The organism is Pseudomonas palleroniana, assembly GCF_003031675.1.
Classification (GTDB): domain Bacteria; phylum Pseudomonadota; class Gammaproteobacteria; order Pseudomonadales; family Pseudomonadaceae; genus Aquipseudomonas; species Aquipseudomonas palleroniana.
The window spans coordinates 79,615-97,607 of the sequence record NZ_PYWX01000003.1 but is presented as its reverse complement, the minus strand read 5'-3'; the positions used below and the strand labels follow the sequence as shown (position 1 = coordinate 97,607).

19 protein-coding genes are annotated in these 17,993 nt (G+C 60.4%); 10 read left to right on the top strand and 9 right to left on the bottom strand.

Annotated elements, in window-relative coordinates:
- Positions 1-31: 31 nt before the first annotated feature.
- From C9383_RS00965 to pdeM, 9 genes are all read left to right on the top strand, one after another.
- Entirely contained in the window at positions 32-1,036 is a 1,005-nt protein-coding gene (locus C9383_RS00965; protein ID WP_060754071.1) for a ligase-associated DNA damage response exonuclease, read from the top strand.
- The gene (locus tag C9383_RS00960) at positions 1,033-2,667 is read left to right on the top strand and encodes an ATP-dependent DNA ligase (RefSeq protein ID WP_090366371.1); all 1,635 of its coding nucleotides are present in this window, start codon (positions 1,033-1,035) and stop codon (positions 2,665-2,667) included. Before C9383_RS00965 ends, C9383_RS00960 begins: the two co-directional genes overlap by 4 nt.
- A gap of 216 nt (positions 2,668-2,883) precedes the next feature.
- On the top strand, positions 2,884-3,663 hold the full coding sequence (locus tag C9383_RS00955) for a transporter substrate-binding domain-containing protein (protein ID WP_060754069.1): 780 nt from the start codon (positions 2,884-2,886) through the stop codon (positions 3,661-3,663).
- Between the two features lie 59 nt (positions 3,664-3,722).
- Entirely contained in the window at positions 3,723-4,451 is a 729-nt protein-coding gene (locus tag C9383_RS00950) for an ABC transporter permease (protein ID WP_060754068.1), read from the top strand.
- On the top strand, positions 4,448-5,158 hold the full coding sequence (locus C9383_RS00945) for an ABC transporter permease (protein ID WP_060754067.1): 711 nt from the start codon (positions 4,448-4,450) through the stop codon (positions 5,156-5,158). Before C9383_RS00950 ends, C9383_RS00945 begins: the two co-directional genes overlap by 4 nt.
- Before the next feature lie 26 nt (positions 5,159-5,184).
- Positions 5,185-6,303, top strand: coding sequence for a succinylglutamate desuccinylase/aspartoacylase family protein (locus C9383_RS00940; RefSeq protein WP_090366372.1), 1,119 nt, complete (start codon positions 5,185-5,187; stop codon positions 6,301-6,303).
- Between the two features lie 13 nt (positions 6,304-6,316).
- Positions 6,317-7,081, top strand: a complete 765-nt coding sequence (locus C9383_RS00935; RefSeq protein WP_060754065.1) for an ABC transporter ATP-binding protein — start codon at positions 6,317-6,319, stop codon at positions 7,079-7,081.
- Positions 7,082-7,135: 54 nt separating this feature from the next.
- Entirely contained in the window at positions 7,136-9,616 is a 2,481-nt protein-coding gene (locus tag C9383_RS00930; protein ID WP_090366374.1) for a ligase-associated DNA damage response DEXH box helicase, read from the top strand.
- Positions 9,616-10,266, top strand: coding sequence for a ligase-associated DNA damage response endonuclease PdeM (gene pdeM, locus C9383_RS00925; RefSeq protein WP_090366375.1), 651 nt, complete (start codon positions 9,616-9,618; stop codon positions 10,264-10,266). Before C9383_RS00930 ends, pdeM begins: the two co-directional genes overlap by 1 nt.
- A gap of 16 nt (positions 10,267-10,282) precedes the next feature.
- On the opposite strand, the gene C9383_RS00920 is transcribed toward pdeM, so the two are convergent.
- Both C9383_RS00920 and dcd read right to left on the bottom strand, forming a co-directional pair.
- Complete coding sequence (locus tag C9383_RS00920; RefSeq protein WP_060754062.1) at positions 10,283-10,489, bottom strand: hypothetical protein; 207 nt, start codon at positions 10,487-10,489, stop codon at positions 10,283-10,285.
- A gap of 107 nt (positions 10,490-10,596) precedes the next feature.
- A complete protein-coding gene (gene dcd / locus C9383_RS00915) occupies positions 10,597-11,163 on the bottom strand; it encodes a dCTP deaminase (RefSeq protein WP_016973172.1) in 567 nt (188 codons plus the stop codon).
- A gap of 402 nt (positions 11,164-11,565) precedes the next feature.
- Here dcd and C9383_RS00910 point away from each other — a divergent pair, with 402 nt between their 5' ends.
- Positions 11,566-11,775, top strand: coding sequence for a cold-shock protein (locus tag C9383_RS00910; protein WP_002554837.1), 210 nt, complete (start codon positions 11,566-11,568; stop codon positions 11,773-11,775).
- A gap of 200 nt (positions 11,776-11,975) precedes the next feature.
- Here the strand turns inward: C9383_RS00910 and rpoS are convergent, their stop codons facing one another.
- The 7 genes from rpoS to fghA form a co-directional block, all read right to left on the bottom strand.
- A complete protein-coding gene (gene rpoS / locus C9383_RS00905) occupies positions 11,976-12,989 on the bottom strand; it encodes an RNA polymerase sigma factor RpoS (protein WP_090366377.1) in 1,014 nt (337 codons plus the stop codon).
- Between the two features lie 106 nt (positions 12,990-13,095).
- Positions 13,096-13,935 carry a peptidoglycan DD-metalloendopeptidase family protein gene (locus C9383_RS00900; protein ID WP_090366378.1) on the bottom strand — a complete coding sequence of 280 codons (840 nt, stop codon included), beginning with the start codon at positions 13,933-13,935 and terminating at the stop codon, positions 13,096-13,098.
- Positions 13,936-14,144: 209 nt separating this feature from the next.
- Positions 14,145-14,780 carry a protein-L-isoaspartate(D-aspartate) O-methyltransferase gene (locus tag C9383_RS00895; RefSeq protein WP_169850588.1) on the bottom strand — a complete coding sequence of 212 codons (636 nt, stop codon included), beginning with the start codon at positions 14,778-14,780 and terminating at the stop codon, positions 14,145-14,147.
- 41 nt (positions 14,781-14,821) lie between these two features.
- The gene (gene surE, locus C9383_RS00890) at positions 14,822-15,571 is read right to left on the bottom strand and encodes a 5'/3'-nucleotidase SurE (RefSeq protein ID WP_060754059.1); all 750 of its coding nucleotides are present in this window, start codon (positions 15,569-15,571) and stop codon (positions 14,822-14,824) included.
- Positions 15,559-16,617: a tRNA pseudouridine(13) synthase TruD gene (gene truD, locus C9383_RS00885; RefSeq protein WP_090366379.1), complete on the bottom strand. Its 1,059-nt coding sequence runs from the start codon at positions 16,615-16,617 to the stop codon at positions 15,559-15,561. The genes surE and truD overlap by 13 nt, the downstream gene beginning before the upstream one ends.
- Positions 16,614-17,087, bottom strand: coding sequence for a 2-C-methyl-D-erythritol 2,4-cyclodiphosphate synthase (ispF, locus tag C9383_RS00880; protein ID WP_060754057.1), 474 nt, complete (start codon positions 17,085-17,087; stop codon positions 16,614-16,616). The genes truD and ispF overlap by 4 nt, the downstream gene beginning before the upstream one ends.
- A gap of 54 nt (positions 17,088-17,141) precedes the next feature.
- Positions 17,142-17,987 (bottom strand): S-formylglutathione hydrolase, encoded by an 846-nt coding sequence (fghA, locus tag C9383_RS00875; RefSeq protein ID WP_060754056.1) that lies wholly within the window; start codon positions 17,985-17,987, stop codon positions 17,142-17,144.
- Positions 17,988-17,993: the final 6 nt, after the last annotated feature.

Here is a 17,993-nt window from a genome sequence, read left to right as displayed (position 1 = left end):
ACCTGATAAGCCCATTGCCCCCGGCACGTCCATGGACCTTGTCATCGCTCGCCCCGAGGGTCTTTACTGCCCCGCCGGAGACTTCTACATCGACCCCTGGCGCCCGGTAGAGCGCTGCGTGATCACCCACGCCCACGGCGACCACGCCCGCACCGGTAACCAGCATTATCTGGCGGCCGCACCCGGCGAAGGCATCCTGCGTTCGCGGCTGGGCCAGGACATCAACCTGCAAACCCTGGCCTACGGCGAGCCACTGGTGCACCACGGCGTGACCTTGAGTTTCCACCCGGCCGGTCATGTGCTCGGCTCGGCCCAGGTGCGGCTGGAATACCAGGGCGAAGTGTGGGTGGCGTCCGGCGACTACAAGGTCGAGCCCGATGGCACCTGTGCGCCGTTCGAGCCTGTGCGTTGTCACACCTTCATCACCGAATCGACCTTTGGATTGCCGATCTACCGCTGGCAGCCGCAGGCGCAGATTTTTGCCGGGATCAACCACTGGTGGCAGGGGAATATCGCGCAAGGCAAGGCCAGCGTGCTGTTCTGTTACTCCTTCGGCAAGGCCCAGCGCATTCTGCATGGCATCGACGCCAGCATCGGCCCCATCCTCAGCCATGGCGCGGTCGAACCGTTGAACCGGGTGTATCGCGAGGCCGGCATCTATATTCCTGAAACCCTGTATGCCGGCGATTTCAACAAGACCGATCCGCTGTTGCGTCAGGCCCTGATTATCGCTCCGCCCTCCGCAGGTGGCAGCAGTTGGATACGCCGCTTCGGCGACTACAGCGATGCATTCGCCAGCGGCTGGATGCGCCTGCGCGGTACCCGGCGGAGACGCGGCGTCGACCGGGGCTTTGTATTATCGGACCACGCCGACTGGCCGGGCCTGCTGTGGGCCATCGAGCAAACCGGCGCCGAACGGGTGATGGTCACCCACGGCTCCGTCGACGTATTGGTGCGCCACCTGAGGGAAAAAGGCCTGGATGCCCAGGGTTTCACTACCGAATATGGCGATGATGAAGAAGAGGCCACGGCATGAAAGCCTTTGCCGAGCTGTACGCCAACCTCGACGCCACGACCTCCAGCAACGCCAAGCTCGCGGCGCTGCAAGCCTATTTTGTACAGGCATCGCCGGCAGACGCCGCCTGGGCCGTGTACTTTTTATCCGGCGGCCGGCCACGGCAACTGGTACCCACACGCCTGCTACGGGACATGGCCACGCAAGCATCGGGGATCGAGCCCTGGTTATTCGAAGAGAGCTACCAGTCGGTGGGCGATCTGGCCGAGACGGTGTCCTTGCTATTACCGGAATCCGCCTACACCTCGGAGGATGGCCTGGCGACGTGGCTTGAAGACAAGCTCCTGCCTCTGCGCGGCCTGTCGCCGCAGGAACTGACCGAGCGCCTGCCCGCGTTGTGGGCGCAACTGGATCAACCGAGCTTGATGGTCTGCATCAAGTTGATCACCGGCAGCTTTCGTGTCGGCGTCTCCAAGTTGCTGGTCACCCGGGCCCTCGCCGCCATGGCCGGCCTGGACAGTAAACGCGTGGCCCAGCGCCTGGTGGGCTACACCGACTTGTCCAACCGGCCGACCGCCGAAGGCTACCTCAAGCTGATCGCCGCCGAATCATCCGACGAACATGCGCAACGCGGCGGGCAGCCTTATCCATTTTTTCTCGCCCACGGGTTGGCGCAACCGCTCGAGCAATTCGACGCGCTGCTTGGCTCACCCAGCGACTGGCAGGTGGAGTGGAAGTGGGACGGCATCCGCGCGCAGTTGGTCAAGCGCGAGGGTCGGTTATGGATCTGGTCACGCGGCGAAGAACTGGTCACCGAGCGCTTTCCCGAGCTACACAGCCTGGCCGATAGCCTGCCGGATGGCACGGTGATCGACGGCGAAATCGTGGTGTGGAAGGACACGGTGCAACCCTTTGCCCTGCTGCAACAGCGGATCGGCCGCAAAACCCTGAGCAAAAAAGTCCTCGAGGATGCGCCCGTCGCCGTGCTGGCTTACGACCTGCTGGAATACCAGGGCCACGACTGGCGCAACCACATCCAGGCCGAGCGGCGCAGCCAACTTGAGCAGGTCATTGCTCAGTGCAACAGCCCTGTGCTGTTGCCCTCGCCCTTGCTGACGGCCACTGATTGGGCGCAGTTGGCCGAGCAACGCGAAGATTCTCGCCGCCTCGGCGTGGAAGGCATGATGCTCAAGGCGCGTGATGGCCTGTACGGCGTGGGTCGCACCAAGGACATGGGCGTGTGGTGGAAATGGAAAGTCGACCCCTTCAGCGTCGACGCGGTGTTGATCTATGCCCAGCGCGGCCACGGGCGGCGCGCCAGCCTGTACAGCGACTACACCTTTGCGGTGTGGGACGGCCCGCCGGGCACGGAACGCACATTGGTGCCATTCGCCAAGGCTTATTCAGGACTGACCGACGAAGAAATGCGCAAAGTCGATGCCATCGTGCGCAAAACTACAGTAGAGAAATTCGGTCCCGTCAGCAGCGTGACGCCGAGCATGGTGTTTGAGCTGGGGTTTGAGGGGATCGCTTTGTCCAAACGGCACAAGAGTGGCATCGCGGTGCGTTTTCCACGGATGTTGCGGTGGCGGCAGGATAAGTCGGTGGACGAGGCCGACACCCTGGTCATCCTGCAAGACTTGCTGAGCTGACAGGTATTTCCAACCGCATGCGTTCCAAGATGGTGCATTGAAAATTCAATGCCCATTTTCGGGCATATCCTACACTCACAACTCCCTTATCCCACCTTTTAAACCGATCATCCGGAACTATGGTGCAGAAATTGCTACTTGTGATCCGTCTGACACCGTTCAGTAACAGTCCTAAACGCGCCACAAGCGCTTATCTTGGTTTCCAGGGAATACATAATGAAAAAAGCATTGCTGACCCTTTCTGCACTGGCTCTGTGCATGGCTGCTGGTACCGCGCTGGCCAAGGAATACAAGGAATTGCGTTTTGGTGTCGATCCGTCCTACGCACCATTCGAGTCCAAGGCCGCCGACGGCAGCCTGGTGGGCTTCGATATCGACCTGGGCAATGCGATCTGCGCCGAGCTGAAAGTGAAGTGCAAGTGGGTGGAAAGTGACTTCGACGGCATGATTCCAGGCCTCAACGCCAACAAGTTCGATGGCGTGATTTCCTCCATGACCGTGACTGAAGCCCGTGAAAAGGCGATCGATTTCTCCAGCGAACTGTTCTCTGGCCCGACCTCGCTGGTGTTCAAGAAAGGCGCGAACTTCTCCACGCCTGAATCCCTCAAGGGCAAATCCGTAGGCTACGAGCAAGGCACCATCCAGGAAGCCTACGCCAAGGCCGTACTGGATAAAGCCGGTGTGACCACCAAAGCCTACGCCAACCAGGACCAGGTCTACGCCGACCTGACCTCCGGGCGTCTCGACGCTTCGGTGCAAGACATGCTGCAAGCCGAACTGGGCTTCCTGAAGTCGCCGGCGGGCGCTGGCTACGAAGTCAGCAAGCCTATCGACGACCCATTGCTGCCGTCTAAAACTGCGGTCGGTATCAAAAAAGGTAACAAAGAGCTGAAGGCGCTTCTCGATAAAGGTATCAAAGCGTTACACGATGATGGCACCTACGCCACCATCCAGAAGAAACACTTCGGCGATCTGAACCTGTACAGCGGTAAATAACACCCTGGCGCCCACCGTTTTCAGGTGGGCGCTTTTTTATCGCCATAGGTCCTGAATTCATGTTTGAAGATCTTTTACAAACCCTGGGGCTCAGTGCCTTCAGTTTGAAGGGGTTCGGCCCGCTATTGCTGCAAGGTACGTGGATGACCGTGAAACTGTCGGTCGCCTCTCTGGCCGTCAGTGTCCTGCTGGGCCTGCTCGGCGCCAGCGCCAAATTGTCCAGCGTGCGCCTGTTGCGCATCCCCGCCCAGCTCTACACCACCCTGATTCGCGGCGTGCCCGACCTGGTGCTGATGCTGCTGATTTTCTACAGCCTGCAAATCTGGCTGACCGGCTTTACCGACTTCATGGAATGGGACTACATCGAGATCGACCCATTCAGCGCCGGGGTCATTACCCTGGGCTTCATCTACGGTGCCTATTTTACCGAGACCTTTCGCGGCGCCATCCTCGCCGTGCCCCGTGGGCAGTTGGAAGCGGCGACCGCTTATGGCCTCAAGCGCGGGCAACGGTTTCGCTACGTGACCTTCCCGCAGATGATGCGCTTTGCCCTGCCGGGCATCGGCAATAACTGGATGGTGATGCTCAAGGCCACCGCGCTGGTCTCCATCATTGGCCTGGCGGATCTGGTCAAGGCGGCCCAGGATGCCGGCAAAAGTACCTATCAACTGTTCTATTTCCTGGTACTTGCCGCGTTGATCTACCTGCTGATCACCAGCGCTTCCAACTTCGTCCTGCGTCGGCTTGAACGTCGCTACTCCGCTGGGTCCCGGGAGGCCGTGCGATGATCGAACTTCTGCAGCAATACTGGCGGCCCTTCCTGTACAGCGACGGCCAGCACATCACCGGGCTCGCGATGACGATGTGGTTGCTGAGCCTGTCGCTGGTCTTCGGTTTTCTGGTGTCGATCCCGCTGTCCATCGCCCGCGTATCATCCAAGCGCTGGGTGCGCTGGCCGGTGCAGTTCTACACCTACCTGTTCCGCGGCACGCCGCTGTATATCCAGTTGCTGATTTGCTACACCGGCATCTACAGCATCGCGGCCGTGCGCGCGCAGCCGGTACTGGATGCATTTTTTCGCGATGCGATGAACTGCACCATCCTCGCCTTCGCCCTCAACACGTGCGCCTACACCACCGAGATTTTCGCCGGAGCGATCCGCAGCATGGCCCATGGCGAAGTCGAAGCGGCCAAAGCCTACGGCCTTACCGGCTGGAAGCTATATGCCTACGTGATCATGCCCTCGGCCCTGCGTCGCTCGTTGCCGTATTACAGCAATGAAGTGATCCTGATGCTGCACTCGACCACGGTGGCCTTCACTGCAACGGTGCCCGACATTCTCAAGGTGGCCCGGGATGCCAACTCGGCCACCTACATGACCTTTCAATCATTCGGTATCGCTGCACTGATCTACTTGACTGTGACCTTTGCCCTGGTGGGTCTGTTTCGTCTGGCGGAACGCCGTTGGCTGGCCTTCCTGGGCCCCAGCCATTAAGCCGCTTTTCATGTGTAGGAGCAGTCATGCGACATCAGGTACATGATCTGATCGCACCGGTGCCAGGCACGGCGCGGCAGATTCACAGTTTTCACTTCGGCCCGGAACAGGCTGAAGGCAAGATCTACATCCAGTCATCGCTGCACGCCGATGAGCTGCCGGGCATGCTGGTGGCCTGGCACCTCAAGGCGCGCCTGGGGCAACTGGAAGCGGCCGGCCGCCTGCGCAGTGAGATCGTGCTGGTACCCATTGCCAACCCGGCGGGCCTGGAACAGGTGCTGATGGACACGCCCCTGGGTCGCTACGAACTGGAAAGCGGGCAGAACTTCAACCGCCGGTTTGTCGACCTCAGTGACGAAGTGGGCAACCAGATCGAGGAGCGGCTCGGGGATGACCCACAGCACAACCTCGAGCTGATCCGCAGCGCGCTGCGCGGCGCCCTCGCCGCGCAAACAGCCGACACCCAATTGCACTGCCAACGCCTGGTGCTGCAACGCCTGGCCTGCGATGCCGACATGGTGCTCGACCTGCATTGCGACTTCGAAGCCGTGGCGCACCTGTACACCACCCCGCAAGCCTGGCCGCAGGTGGAACCGCTGGCGCGCTATCTCGGCTCGGAAGCCAACCTGCTCGCCACCGACTCCGGTGGGCAGTCGTTCGATGAGTGTTTCACCCTGGTCTGGTGGCAGTTGCAGCAACGTTTTGGCGAGCGCTTCCCGATTCCCATGGGCAGCTTCTCGGTGACCGTCGAGTTGCGTGGCCAGGGCGACGTCAACCACGGCCTGGCGGCCCTCGACTGCCAGGCGATCATCGACTACTTGATTCACTTCGGTGCGATTGAAGGCGACATCGCGCCACTGCCCGAACTGCCCTACCCGGCCACTCCGCTGGCAGGTGTGGAGCCTGTGGCCACGCCGGTCGGCGGCCTGCTGGTGTTCAGCGCCCTGCCCGGTGAGTACCTGGAAGCCGGGCAACTGATCGCCGAAATCATCGACCCCATTACCGACCGCGTAACACCCGTGCAGTGTAAAAACGCCGGCCTGCTTTACGCCCGTTCGCTGCGGCGGATGGCCACTGCCGGGATGGTGATCAGCCATGTCGCCGGCATTGAGGCCTACCGCAGCGGCTACCTACTTTCGCCTTGAGGATGCACGCTCCATGTACAAATTGACTGTTGAAGGCCTGCATAAAAGCTATGGCGACAATGAAGTGCTCAAAGGTGTTTCGCTCAAGGCCAAGACCGGCGACGTGATCAGCCTGATCGGCGCCAGCGGCTCCGGCAAGAGTACCTTTTTGCGCTGCATCAACTTCCTGGAGACGCCCAATGACGGCGCCATGACCCTGGATGGTCAACAGATCCGCATGGTCAGCGACCGCCACGGCATGCGCGTGGCCGATGACGCCGAACTGCAACGCTTGCGCACGCGCCTGGCGATGGTGTTCCAACACTTCAACCTGTGGAGCCACATGAGCGTGCTGGAAAACATCACCATGGCCCCGCGCCGGGTGCTGGGCTGCAGCAAGAAGGACGCCGAAGACCGCGCCCGTCGCTACCTGGACAAGGTGGGCTTGCCGGCACGAGTGGCCGACCAGTACCCGGCGTTCCTGTCCGGCGGCCAGCAGCAACGGGTGGCCATCGCCCGCGCCCTGGCCATGGAGCCTGAGGTGATGTTGTTCGACGAACCGACTTCGGCCCTCGACCCGGAACTGGTCGGTGAGGTGTTGAAGGTGATTCAGGGCCTGGCCGAAGAAGGTCGCACCATGATCATGGTGACCCACGAGATGAGTTTTGCGCGCAAGGTGTCGAGCCAGGTGTTGTTTCTGCACAAGGGCCTGGTCGAAGAGCAAGGTGCGCCGGAAGACGTGTTGGGCAACCCGAAGAGCGAACGCCTGCAGCAGTTCTTGAGTGGCAACTTGAAGTAAACCTTTGGGGCGCCTGGAGGGTCTTTGACTTAGAGCCTCCAGAGCACCTGCCCCATGGCAAAACCCCTCGACTTCGCCAAGACATGGTTTGCCACCCAGGGCTGGAAGCCGTTCACCTTCCAGAAAGACGTATGGGCTGCCGTCAAGGCCGGCCAATCGGGTTTGCTGCACGCCAGCACCGGCGCCGGTAAAACCTATGCGTTGTGGTTTGCCGCGCTCAATCGCTTCGCCGGCACGCGCCCGCCCGCGGCGGGTAAACGCAAAGTGCCGGCACCGCCGCTGACCGTGCTCTGGATCACGCCGATGCGCGCCTTGGCCGCCGATACGGCACGCGCCCTGGAAGCGCCGCTTGCGGCCTTGCAGATTCCCTGGAGTGTCGGCCTGCGTACCGGTGATACCAGCAGCAGCGAGCGCGCACGCCAGACCCGACGCCAGCCCACCGCGCTGGTGACCACCCCGGAAAGCCTGACCCTGATGCTCGCCCGCGCCGACAGCGAAACGAGCCTGGCGCACTTGCGCATGGTGGTGGTGGATGAGTGGCATGAACTGATCGGCAACAAGCGCGGCGTGCAGTTGCAACTGGCGCTGGCGCGGTTGCGCCGTTGGCATCCGGAATTAATGGTGTGGGGCATCTCCGCCACTTTGGGGAACCAGGCCCACGCGCTTGAGGTGTTGGTCCCACACGGCGACGGGATCAATGTGCAGGGGCAAACGGCCAAGCTACTGAAAATCGACACCCTGTTGCCCCCCATCGCCGAGCGCTTTCCCTGGGCCGGGCACATCGGCCTGAAAATGCTCCCGCAAGTGGTCGCCGAAGTCGACGCCAGCAGCAGTTGCCTGGTGTTTACCAATACGCGGGCGCAGTCGGAGATCTGGTATCAGGCGCTGCTGGACGCCCGCCCGGACTGGGCCGGTGTGATTGCCCTGCATCACGGCTCACTGTCCCGGGAGACCCGCGACTGGGTCGAGCGAGCCTTGAAAGACGGCCAGCTCAAGGCAGTGGTCTGCACCTCCAGCCTGGATCTGGGCGTGGACTTCCTGCCGGTGGAGCGTGTGCTGCAAATCGGTTCGGCCAAAGGCGTGGCGCGCCTGATGCAGCGCGCCGGACGTTCCGGCCACGCGCCCGGCCGCCCATCGCGGGTGACGCTGGTGCCCACCCATAGCCTGGAGCTGGTGGAAGCCGCCGCCGCCCAGGACGCAATCGCCCAGCGACGCATCGAAGCGCGCCAATCGCCTGAAAAGCCTTTGGACGTGCTGGTACAACATTTGGTGAGCATGGCCCTGGGCGGCGGCTTTACCCCGCAGGCCTTGTTGGCCGAAGTACAGGGAGCCTGGGCTTACCGCAACCTCACCGATGAGGATTGGGCCTGGGCCTTGGGCTTTGTGCGCCATGGCGGGCTGTCGCTGACGGCGTATCCGGATTACCGCCGGGTGGAGCCGGATGAGCACGGCATCTGGCGCGTTCCCGACGCGCGCCTGGCGCGGCGGCATCGCATGAGCGTGGGCACCATCGTCAGTGACGCGAGTGTCCAGTTGAAGTTCTGGAGCAAGGGCGGCGGCGGCAAGCACCTGGGCAGCGTGGAAGAGGGTTTTATTGCTCGGCTCAAACCGGGGGATGGCTTCCTGTTTGCCGGGCGGCTGCTGGAGTTGGTGCGCGTGGAAAACATGACCGCCTATGTCAAACGCAGCACCGCCAAAAAAGCTGCGGTACCGCGCTGGAATGGCGGGCGCATGCCGCTTTCCAATGAACTGGCCCAGGCGGTGATCGAGCGTTTTGATGCGGCGGCGCACGGGCATTTCGACGGGCCGGAAATGCAAGCGGTACAACCCTTGTTGCAAACCCAGCTGCGCTGGTCGGGCCTGCCCACACGCAATCACCTGCTGGCAGAGGCGTTGAAGTCGCGCGAAGGCTGGCACCTGTTTCTCTATCCCTTTGCCGGGCGCCAAGTGCATTTGGGTTTGGCAAGCCTTCTGGCGTGGCGGGTCAGCCAACAGCAACCGGTGACATTCTCGATTGCGGTCAATGATTATGGGCTGGAACTGTTGAGTGCCACGCCTCTGGACTGGCCAGGTTTACTCTGCCCCGCATTGCTGAGCCCGCAAAACCTGCTGGCGGATGTGGCGGCCAGCCTGAACGCCGGGGAACTGGCCCTGCGCCGCTTTCGCGAGATCGCACGCATCGCCGGGCTGGTATTCGCCGGCTATCCCGGTGCGCCAAAAAGCACGCGCCAGGTGCAGGCCTCCAGTGGCTTGTTCTTCGAAGTGTTCAAGCAATATGACCCGCAGAACCTGCTGCTGAGCCAGGCCGGCGAAGAAGTCCTGCGTGATGAGTTGGATATTCATCGGCTGGAAGAGACGTTGCTGCATTTGTCCGCACTGCAACTTGACCTGCACCTTATCGAACGGCCGACGCCCCTGGCCTTTCCCCTGCTGGTTGAACGCATGCGCGAAAGCATGAGTTCGGAAAAACTCTCGGAGCGTATTGCGCGGATGGTCAAGGACCTGGAAAAGGTCGCGGATAACGGGAAGCGCTGATGGTTTGCTCGATAACCCTTGAGAAACAAGAATTGTGGCTGCTGCCTGACAAAGCGATCTACTGGCCTGCGCGCCGCTGCCTGTTGATTGCCGATGCGCATTTCGGCAAGGCGTCGGCTTATCGCAGCCTCGGCCAGCCGGTGCCACAAGGCACCACCCAAGAAAACCTGACGAAGCTGGACCAACTGCTGGCAGCCTTTGCCTGTGAACAGGTGATCTTTCTAGGAGATTTCCTGCATGGGCCGGGCTCACACGCCAGTGACACCCTGGGCGCACTCAGGGCCTGGCGTGAGCGCCATCGCGGGTTGAGCCTGACGTTGATTCGGGGCAATCACGATAAGCGGGCGGGTGACCCTCCGGCCGACCTGCGCATCGAAGTGATCCCGGAGCCGCTGCTGATGGGTCCGTTTGCCCTGCAGCACGAACCGGACGCCCATGCCAGCCACCATGTATTGGCAGGGCACGTGCACCCGGTGTATCGCTTGCGCGGCAAAGGCCGGCAAAGTCTGCGCCTGGCGTGCTTCCAGATTGGCAGGCGGATCAGCCTGCTGCCGGCGTTTGGCGCTTTTACCGGCGGCTATCCGGTTTCGCCGAGTGACGATGAGCAGATCTTTGTCGTAGCCGATCAGGGCGTATGGCCAGTTCGCTGAGAACTGGCCACCCGGCTCATGCCACCGGCACAGGTGGCGGCTCATCGTGAGGTGGAACGCCAGCGGGCTCATTCGGCTCATCAGGCTGCGGAGAGTCTGGATCAGGTTGGCCAGGGATACCGCCCGCATAAGCAGGGTCGGCCATCAGGGACCAGGCTAGAACGCCAATCTGGTTGGGCTCCAGCCGGGCAAGTTCGGCGCTGATTCGCGGGTCGATCTTCATAAAGCACTCCTCAAGCATGGCCCGGCGTGTTTTACACACGCCGAGGCTGTACACCTAATAGAGTCACTTCCCGCGGACTAATTCCCTTTACGTGTAAGAGCTTTCGATCAAGCGCGTGGGAGAGTAACGCCACGCTGGCCCTGATACTTGCCCCCACGGTCCTTGTAAGACACTTCGCAGGCCTCGTCGGATTGCAGGAACAGCATCTGCGCCACGCCTTCGTTGGCGTAGATCTTCGCTGGCAAGGTGGTGGTGTTGGAGAACTCCAGGGTGACGTGCCCTTCCCACTCAGGCTCAAGCGGCGTCACGTTGACGATGATGCCGCAGCGGGCGTAGGTGCTTTTGCCCAGGCAGATGGTCAACACGTCGCGTGGGATGCGGAAGAACTCCACAGTACGCGCCAGGGCGAAGGAGTTCGGCGGGATGATGCACACGTCGCTCTTGATGTCGACGAAGCTTTTCTCGTCGAAGTTTTTCGGATCGACGGTCGCCGAATTGATGTTGGTGAACACCTTGAATTCGTCAGCGCAACGCACGTCGTAGCCGTAGCTGGAAACCCCGTACGAGATCAGGCGTTCGGCGCCTTCGCCACGCATCTGGCGCTCTACGAAGGGCTCGATCATGCCGTGCTCTTGCGCCATGCGGCGAATCCACTTGTCCGATTTGATGCTCATGGCGGGTGTCCTGAAATAACGAGGTGGAGAAATTCTGTGGGGCATCTTACCGGGGCCAGCCTTAGGGTTCAAAGGGCGTGGGGCTTTTCTTGATGATGCCTGCGCTTACCTGCAAGCCTGTATAAAGCCGCCGCCAGCGGGGCCGGGCCTCGGGTTGGCGCCGTTGGTGACGGTAAATACCACCGCCAGTCACGAAAATAGAGAAACCTACGGAAATATCATTGGCACGTTCCGGAAAAAGGGTTAAGGTGGCGCCACTGTGTTGCTTGTGTCACTGAGAATCTCTACACGATATGTTGAATTTCGATCCAACCATCTCCAAGAATTTTTCCTGCTCTTTGCACTCAGTCTCGGCCAGGGCTTTTCCTGAGTCGCAGTTAACTTTGTCCAAGGAGATACACCATGTCTAATCGCCAAACTGGTACCGTTAAGTGGTTCAACGATGAAAAAGGCTTCGGCTTCATCACTCCACAATCCGGTGACGACCTGTTCGTACACTTCAAAGCTATCCAGTCCGACGGCTTCAAAAGCCTGAAAGAAGGCCAACAGGTTTCTTTCATCGCTACCCGCGGTCAGAAAGGCATGCAAGCTGAAGAAGTTCAAGTTATCTAACTTGTACTGACTTAGTCGAAAAAACCCCGCTTTTAAAAGCGGGGTTTTTTTATGCCTGGGATTTGGTATTACCATCCTTTATGCCAGGCACAAAAATGCGCAAGGGGGCTTGCTCCCGATAGCGGCGCCTCAGTCAATGCATCCAGTGACCGATCTACCGCTATCGGGAGCAAGCCCCCTCTCACATGCAAGCTACGGCGTTATTGAAACAACGACTCACTCGACAAGCCATTCTTCTCAAGGATCTCACGCAAGCGCTTGAGCCCCTCCACCTGGATCTGCCGCACCCGCTCACGGGTCAGGCCAATTTCCAGGCCTACATCCTCCAGGGTGCTGCTCTCGTGGCCACGCAGGCCGAAGCGGCGAATCACCACCTCACGCTGCTTGTCCGTAAGCTCCGACAGCCACTGGTCAATGCTTTGGGAAAGATCATCGTCCTGCAACAGCTCACAAGGATCCGTCGGACGATCATCCGTCAGGGTGTCCAGCAGGGTTTTATCCGAATCCGGACCCAGCGAGACATCGACCGAAGACACGCGCTCGTTCAGGCCGAGCATACGCTTGACCTCCCCTACCGGTTTCTCCAGCAGGTTGGCGATTTCTTCAGGCGAAGGTTCATGATCGAGTTTTTGTGTCAGCTCACGCGCCGCCCGCAGGTAGACGTTGAGCTCCTTGACTACATGGATCGGCAAACGGATCGTGCGGGTCTGATTCATGATCGCCCGTTCGATGGTCTGGCGAATCCACCAGGTGGCGTAGGTGGAGAAGCGGAAACCCCGCTCCGGATCGAACTTCTCCACTGCCCGGATCAAGCCCAGGTTGCCTTCCTCGATCAGATCCAGCAGGGAAAGGCCACGATTGACGTAGCGTCGGGCGATTTTCACCACCAGGCGCAGGTTGCTTTCAATCATGCGCTTACGCCCAGCCGGATCACCCTTTTGCGACAAGCGCGCAAAATGGACTTCTTCTTCGGGAGTCAACAGAGGGGAAAAGCCGATTTCATTGAGGTACAGCTGGGTCGCATCGAGCGCCCGCGTGTAGTCAATGTACTTGTGTTGCTTTAACGCTGTGGAGTTCTTGGATTTGGTGCGAACTGAAGGTGGTGCGTTTCCTTCATGATTCGACATCGATGATTCCTTCTCGGTGAGAATCTCCATTTCAAGGAGAACCTCATCGTCGATGTCAAACTCCGGCGCTTCTTTACTGAGAGCCATTGTTATAGTCCTTTGGTGAGTTCGACCTCAAGCTCAAGCGACGCCTTTATCCTTGGCAACGCTGGAGCCTGTTCCTTCTACGTGAGGGAACAGGCTGTGCAACACATCAACGACGGGGCAGGAATTGCAGCGGATCTACAGGCTTCCCTTGACGGCGAATCTCAAAGTGCAGTTTCACCCGGTCTGTGCCAGTTGATCCCATTTCGGCAATTGTCTGTCCGACTTTGACTTGCTGCCCCTCCCGAACCAACAACCTGCGGTTATGACCGTAGGCACTGACGTAGGTGTCGCTGTGTTTGATGATGACCAGCTCGCCGTAGCCCCGTAAACCACTCCCGGCGTATACCACTGTCCCATCAGACGCAGCTAAAACAGGCTGTCCCAAATCCCCGGCGATATCAATGCCTTTATTCAAACTACCGTTTGAAGAGAATTTTCCAATCAACACACCGTTCGAGGGCCATCCCCAACCCGTTGGCGCAGGGCCCGCAGGTGGCAACGGCGCGGGTGCCGGCTTGCTCGCCGTCGAAGGCGCGGCGGTACTGGCAGGCCGCGTGATGATGGTGGTTTTGCTCGAAGACGATGGCGAAGATCCAGTGTTTGTCACAACTGTCGTAGGCGTGGAACCGGTGCGCCCATCGAAACGAATGGTCTGCCCCGGATGGATCGTATAGGGCACAGGAATACTGTTGCGCGCAGCGAGCGCTTTGTAGTCCCAACCGTAACGAAAGGCGATCGAGAACAGCGTGTCGCCCTTTCGCACGACATACTGGCCGGTGGTAACCATGGGCTTTTGCGGGACTGAACTGGCGTTGCGATCGACAACCCGCGCGCCACTTGAGGGTGAGCTTGAACAGCCCGCCAATAAGGAACTCAAGACAAGGCCAAGCACCAGTCGCTGAAAACTTGTTTTACTCATACGCTGCGCAAGACCTGTGAGACTCACCCGCCGCTCCCTTTGTGGTGGCTGAACGTTAACGCCTGTACCAGGCCTGAAATATGACGCAAGTATAACTGGGCATTGGATTGATACCGGCACAGGGATGAAACGAAAAATCCACCCTGTTTAATTCCGGCTTCCGATCATGTTGACACGATAGACCCCGCCGTAAGACACATCGCCGCCAACAGAATTCACTGCCCGCGAATAAATGATCAGGCCAGCGGGCCATTGAGCAAGGGTACAAAACGCACTGCACCCAAGACATGCCGAGAAAAGCCTTCGTCTTCCCGGATAATGAGCATCAATTGTTGCACTTCACCGGAACCCACGGGGATGACCAGGCGCCCGCCCGGCGCCAGTTGATCCAGCAAGGCTTGCGGCACATCTGTGGCCACCGCCGTGACAATAATGCCGTTATAGGGCGCCAGGGCCGGCCAGCCTTCCCAACCATCGCCCCAGCGAAACACCACGTTGCGCAGGTTCAACTCCACCAGTCGTTCCTTCGCGCGGTCCTGCAGCACCTTGATGCGCTCCACCGAGAACACCCGCTCCACCAGCTGGGACAGCACCGCCGTCTGGTAGCCGGAACCGGTGCCGATCTCCAGCACCTTGTCCAACGGCCCCGCCGCCAGCAACAGTTCGCTCATGCGCGCAACCATATAGGGCTGGGAGATAGTCTGGTTGTGGCCGATGGGCAACGCGGTATCTTCATAGGCACGGTGCGCCAGAGCTTCATCGACAAACAGGTGCCGCGGCGTACGCCGGATCACCTCCAGCACCTGGGCATTGGACAAGCCCTCTTCGTACAGGCGCTGGATCAAGCGCTCACGGGTACGCTGGGAAGTCATCCCGATGCCACGGCGCAACAGGTCGTCTTGTTCACGCGCCATCAACGCAGCCCCTCAAGCCAGCCATCGAGGCTACTGAAGGCATCACTGAAGGTGCGATCAAGTTGCAACGGGGTAATCGAAACATAACCTTGCATCACCGCATGAAAGTCCGTGCCGGGGCCACCGTCTTCGGCGTCGCCGGCTGCAGCGATCCAGTACCCTTCCTTGCCACGCGGATCGACCACCTTCAAGGGCGCCGCCGCACGGGCACGATGGCCCAGGCGAGTGAGCTGGATGCCGCGAATATGATCGAGCGGTAAATTGGGCACGTTGACGTTGAGCACAGTACGCGGCGGCAACTCCAGCGACCCATGAGCCTCCACCAGCTTGCGTGCGAAGTAGGCGGCGGTCGACAGGTTATCCAGTTGCCGCGAGGCAAAGGAAAAAGCGAACGAAGTCCGACCGAGGAAACGCCCCTCAAGGGCCGCCGCCACGGTGCCGGAATACAGCACGTCATCCCCCAGGTTTGCACCGAGGTTGATGCCCGATACCACGAGATCCGGCTCTTGATCCAACAAACTGTTGATCGCCAGGTGCACGCAGTCGGTGGGAGTACCGTTTACGCTGATAAAGCCATTGGCCAGAACCTGCGGGTGCAGCGGACGGTCGAGCGTCAGCGAACTGCTGGCGCCGCTCTTGTCCTGATCCGGGGCGACCACCACGCACTCGGCGTAATCCTGCAGCGCACCATAGAGCGCGGCAAGACCGGGTGCGGTGGCACCGTCATCGTTTGATATCAGAATACGCATGGGTTGTCCGTCGGCCCCACCGGCACCAGATCAACAAGCTCGCGCACCAAGACAGTGGCGAAGCATCCGGCCGGCAGGACGAATTCCAATTGCAGAATGTCAGGTGCGGGATAATGCCACGTCAACCCGCCAATGGGCAGTCGCAGAATGCGACGTTCCTGGCTCATACCGGCATTCACCAGCCAGTCACGCAGATCGGCTTCCTCGGCGGCGACCGCCTGCTCCAAGGCAAAGGTCGCTCCCGTGGCGGGCGAGTCACCCTCGCCCCACTGCGGCCCGGTCGGGTGCAGGTCCAGAATGGCCAGGCGCGGATCGCTGCATTCAGCCTCCCCCGCCGGAAAAAAACTGCGACTGTCGGTAAACGCCAACAGGTCGCCCACTTGGGCACGCTGCCAGGAACCGTCCGCAACGCGCGCAGCCAACACCTTGTTGAACAGGAAGCTGCGCGCCGTGGACAGCAGCCGCGAGCGCACATTGCGCTGCTCCGGCAGGGCCTTGCGCGCCGCCCACTCACGAGCGTCCACCACGTTGCCGCCGTTATGGCCGAAACGCTGGGCACCGAAGTAGTTGGGAATGCCGTGCGACGCAATCAACTGCAAGCGCGCATCGATGGCGGCGGTATCGCCCTCCAGTTGTGTCAGACGCAATGTGAAGCCGTTGGCCGAATGCGCGCCGCGCTGCAGCTTGCGCTTGTGGCGGGTCATCTTGAGAATCTTGAGGGTGTCGTTTTCAGCACCGCTCATATCCGGGTCGGCCTTACCCGGCAATTGCACGCTGAACCACTGGCGAGTCAACGCCTGACGGTCCTTGAGGCCAGCATAACTGACGGTGCGCAATGGCACGCCAGCCGCCTTGGCAATGCGTCGGGCCGCCTCCTCAGTGTTCAGGCCGCGTTTTTCCACCCATAACCACAGGTGCTCGCCGTCACCCGCCAGCGGGATATCCAGCACTTCGTCGACCTGGAAGTCTTCAGCCGTCGCCTTCAGTACAGCGCGGCCCAACGCCTCGCCATAGGCCCGTGGGCCCAGCAATTGCAGGTCGTTCATGCGCGCAGCAACAACGCAACGGAGTGCACCGCAATGCCTTCTTCACGACCGGTAAACCCGAGTTTTTCGGTAGTGGTGGCTTTCACGTTCACTTGATCCAGTTCAATGTTCAGGTCAGCGGCGATCAACGCTCGCATCGATTCGATATGCGGGGCCATTTTCGGCGCCTGGGCCACGATGGTGTTGTCGACATTGCCGACCTTCCAGCCCTTGGCGTGGATCAGGCCGACCACATGGCGCAACAAGACACGACTGTCCGCGCCCTTGAAAGTCGGGTCGGTGTCCGGAAAATGCTTGCCGATGTCACCCAGCGCCGCAGCCCCCAGCAACGCATCGCTCAAGGCATGCAGCAAGACATCGCCGTCGGAATGAGCCAGCAACCCATGGTGGTGCGCGATCCGCACGCCACCCAGGGTGATGAAATCGCCTTCGGCGAAACGGTGCACATCGTAGCCGTGGCCAATACGCATAAAAAAACGCCCCGATTTAATTCAGGGCGTGATTCTACCTACTTTTGCCTCACATTAACCGAGCAAAGCACGACCATGATGTCGCAAATGGTCTTCGATGAAGCTGGCGATGAAAAAGTAGCTATGGTCGTAGCCGGGCTGCAGGCGCAACTCCAGTGGGTGGTTGGCCACCTTCGCCGCCTGTATCAGGGCCTCAGGCTTGAGTTGCACCGCGAGAAAATCGTCGCGGTCGCCCTGATCCACCAGCAATGGCAGCTTTTGCGCCGCTTCACTGATCAGTACGCTGGCATCCCATTCACGCCATTTCGAGCGCTCCTCGCCCAGATAGCGCGAGAATGCCTTCTGCCCCCAAGGACAATCCATCGGATTGCTGATCGGCGAAAACGCTGACACCGACAGGTAACGTCCCGGGTTGCGCAACGCGCAGACCAACGCGCCATGCCCGCCCATGGAGTGACCGCTGATGCCACGTTTATCCGATGCAGGGAAATGTGCTTCAACCAACGCCGGCAATTCCTGCACCACGTAGTCATGCATCCGATAGTGCTTGGCCCACGGTTCCTGGGTGGCATTGAGGTAGAAGCCTGCGCCCAGGCCGAAATCCCAGGCATTGTCCGGGTCACCGGGCACACCCGGCCCACGGGGGCTGGTGTCCGGCGCGACGATGATCAACCCCAGCTCGGCGGCCATGCGCTGGGCGCCGGCCTTCTGCATGAAGTTCTCGTCGGTACAGGTCAGCCCGGACAACCAGTACAACACCGGCAGCTTGCCGCCCTGCTCCGCTTGCGGCGGCAGGTAGACCGCGAACGTCATGTCGCAGCCGAGGACATCGGAATGATGCTTGTAGCGTTTATGCCAGCCGCCGAAGCTCTTCTGGCATGACAGGTTCTCCAGACTCATGGCCGA

What these genes read in the sequence shown, in the direction of transcription:
- C9383_RS00965 (WP_060754071.1), top strand. Translation starts at nt 32, where the DNA reads ATGGACCTTGTCATCGCTCGCCCCGAGGGTCTTTACTGCCCCGCCGGA.
- C9383_RS00960 (WP_090366371.1), top strand. Translation starts at nt 1,033, where the DNA reads ATGAAAGCCTTTGCCGAGCTGTACGCCAACCTCGACGCCACGACCTCC.
- C9383_RS00955 (WP_060754069.1), top strand. Translation starts at nt 2,884, where the DNA reads ATGAAAAAAGCATTGCTGACCCTTTCTGCACTGGCTCTGTGCATGGCT.
- C9383_RS00950 (WP_060754068.1), top strand. Translation starts at nt 3,723, where the DNA reads ATGTTTGAAGATCTTTTACAAACCCTGGGGCTCAGTGCCTTCAGTTTG.
- C9383_RS00945 (WP_060754067.1), top strand. Translation starts at nt 4,448, where the DNA reads ATGATCGAACTTCTGCAGCAATACTGGCGGCCCTTCCTGTACAGCGAC.
- C9383_RS00940 (WP_090366372.1), top strand. Translation starts at nt 5,185, where the DNA reads ATGCGACATCAGGTACATGATCTGATCGCACCGGTGCCAGGCACGGCG.
- C9383_RS00935 (WP_060754065.1), top strand. Translation starts at nt 6,317, where the DNA reads ATGTACAAATTGACTGTTGAAGGCCTGCATAAAAGCTATGGCGACAAT.
- C9383_RS00930 (WP_090366374.1), top strand. Translation starts at nt 7,136, where the DNA reads ATGGCAAAACCCCTCGACTTCGCCAAGACATGGTTTGCCACCCAGGGC.
- pdeM (WP_090366375.1), top strand. Translation starts at nt 9,616, where the DNA reads ATGGTTTGCTCGATAACCCTTGAGAAACAAGAATTGTGGCTGCTGCCT.
- C9383_RS00920 (WP_060754062.1), bottom strand. Translation starts at nt 10,489, where the DNA reads ATGAAGATCGACCCGCGAATCAGCGCCGAACTTGCCCGGCTGGAGCCC.
- dcd (WP_016973172.1), bottom strand. Translation starts at nt 11,163, where the DNA reads ATGAGCATCAAATCGGACAAGTGGATTCGCCGCATGGCGCAAGAGCAC.
- C9383_RS00910 (WP_002554837.1), top strand. Translation starts at nt 11,566, where the DNA reads ATGTCTAATCGCCAAACTGGTACCGTTAAGTGGTTCAACGATGAAAAA.
- rpoS (WP_090366377.1), bottom strand. Translation starts at nt 12,989, where the DNA reads ATGGCTCTCAGTAAAGAAGCGCCGGAGTTTGACATCGACGATGAGGTT.
- C9383_RS00895 (WP_169850588.1), bottom strand. Translation starts at nt 14,780, where the DNA reads ATGACTTCCCAGCGTACCCGTGAGCGCTTGATCCAGCGCCTGTACGAA.
- surE (WP_060754059.1), bottom strand. Translation starts at nt 15,571, where the DNA reads ATGCGTATTCTGATATCAAACGATGACGGTGCCACCGCACCCGGTCTT.
- truD (WP_090366379.1), bottom strand. Translation starts at nt 16,617, where the DNA reads ATGAACGACCTGCAATTGCTGGGCCCACGGGCCTATGGCGAGGCGTTG.
- ispF (WP_060754057.1), bottom strand. Translation starts at nt 17,087, where the DNA reads ATGCGTATTGGCCACGGCTACGATGTGCACCGTTTCGCCGAAGGCGAT.
- fghA (WP_060754056.1), bottom strand. Translation starts at nt 17,987, where the DNA reads ATGAGTCTGGAGAACCTGTCATGCCAGAAGAGCTTCGGCGGCTGGCAT.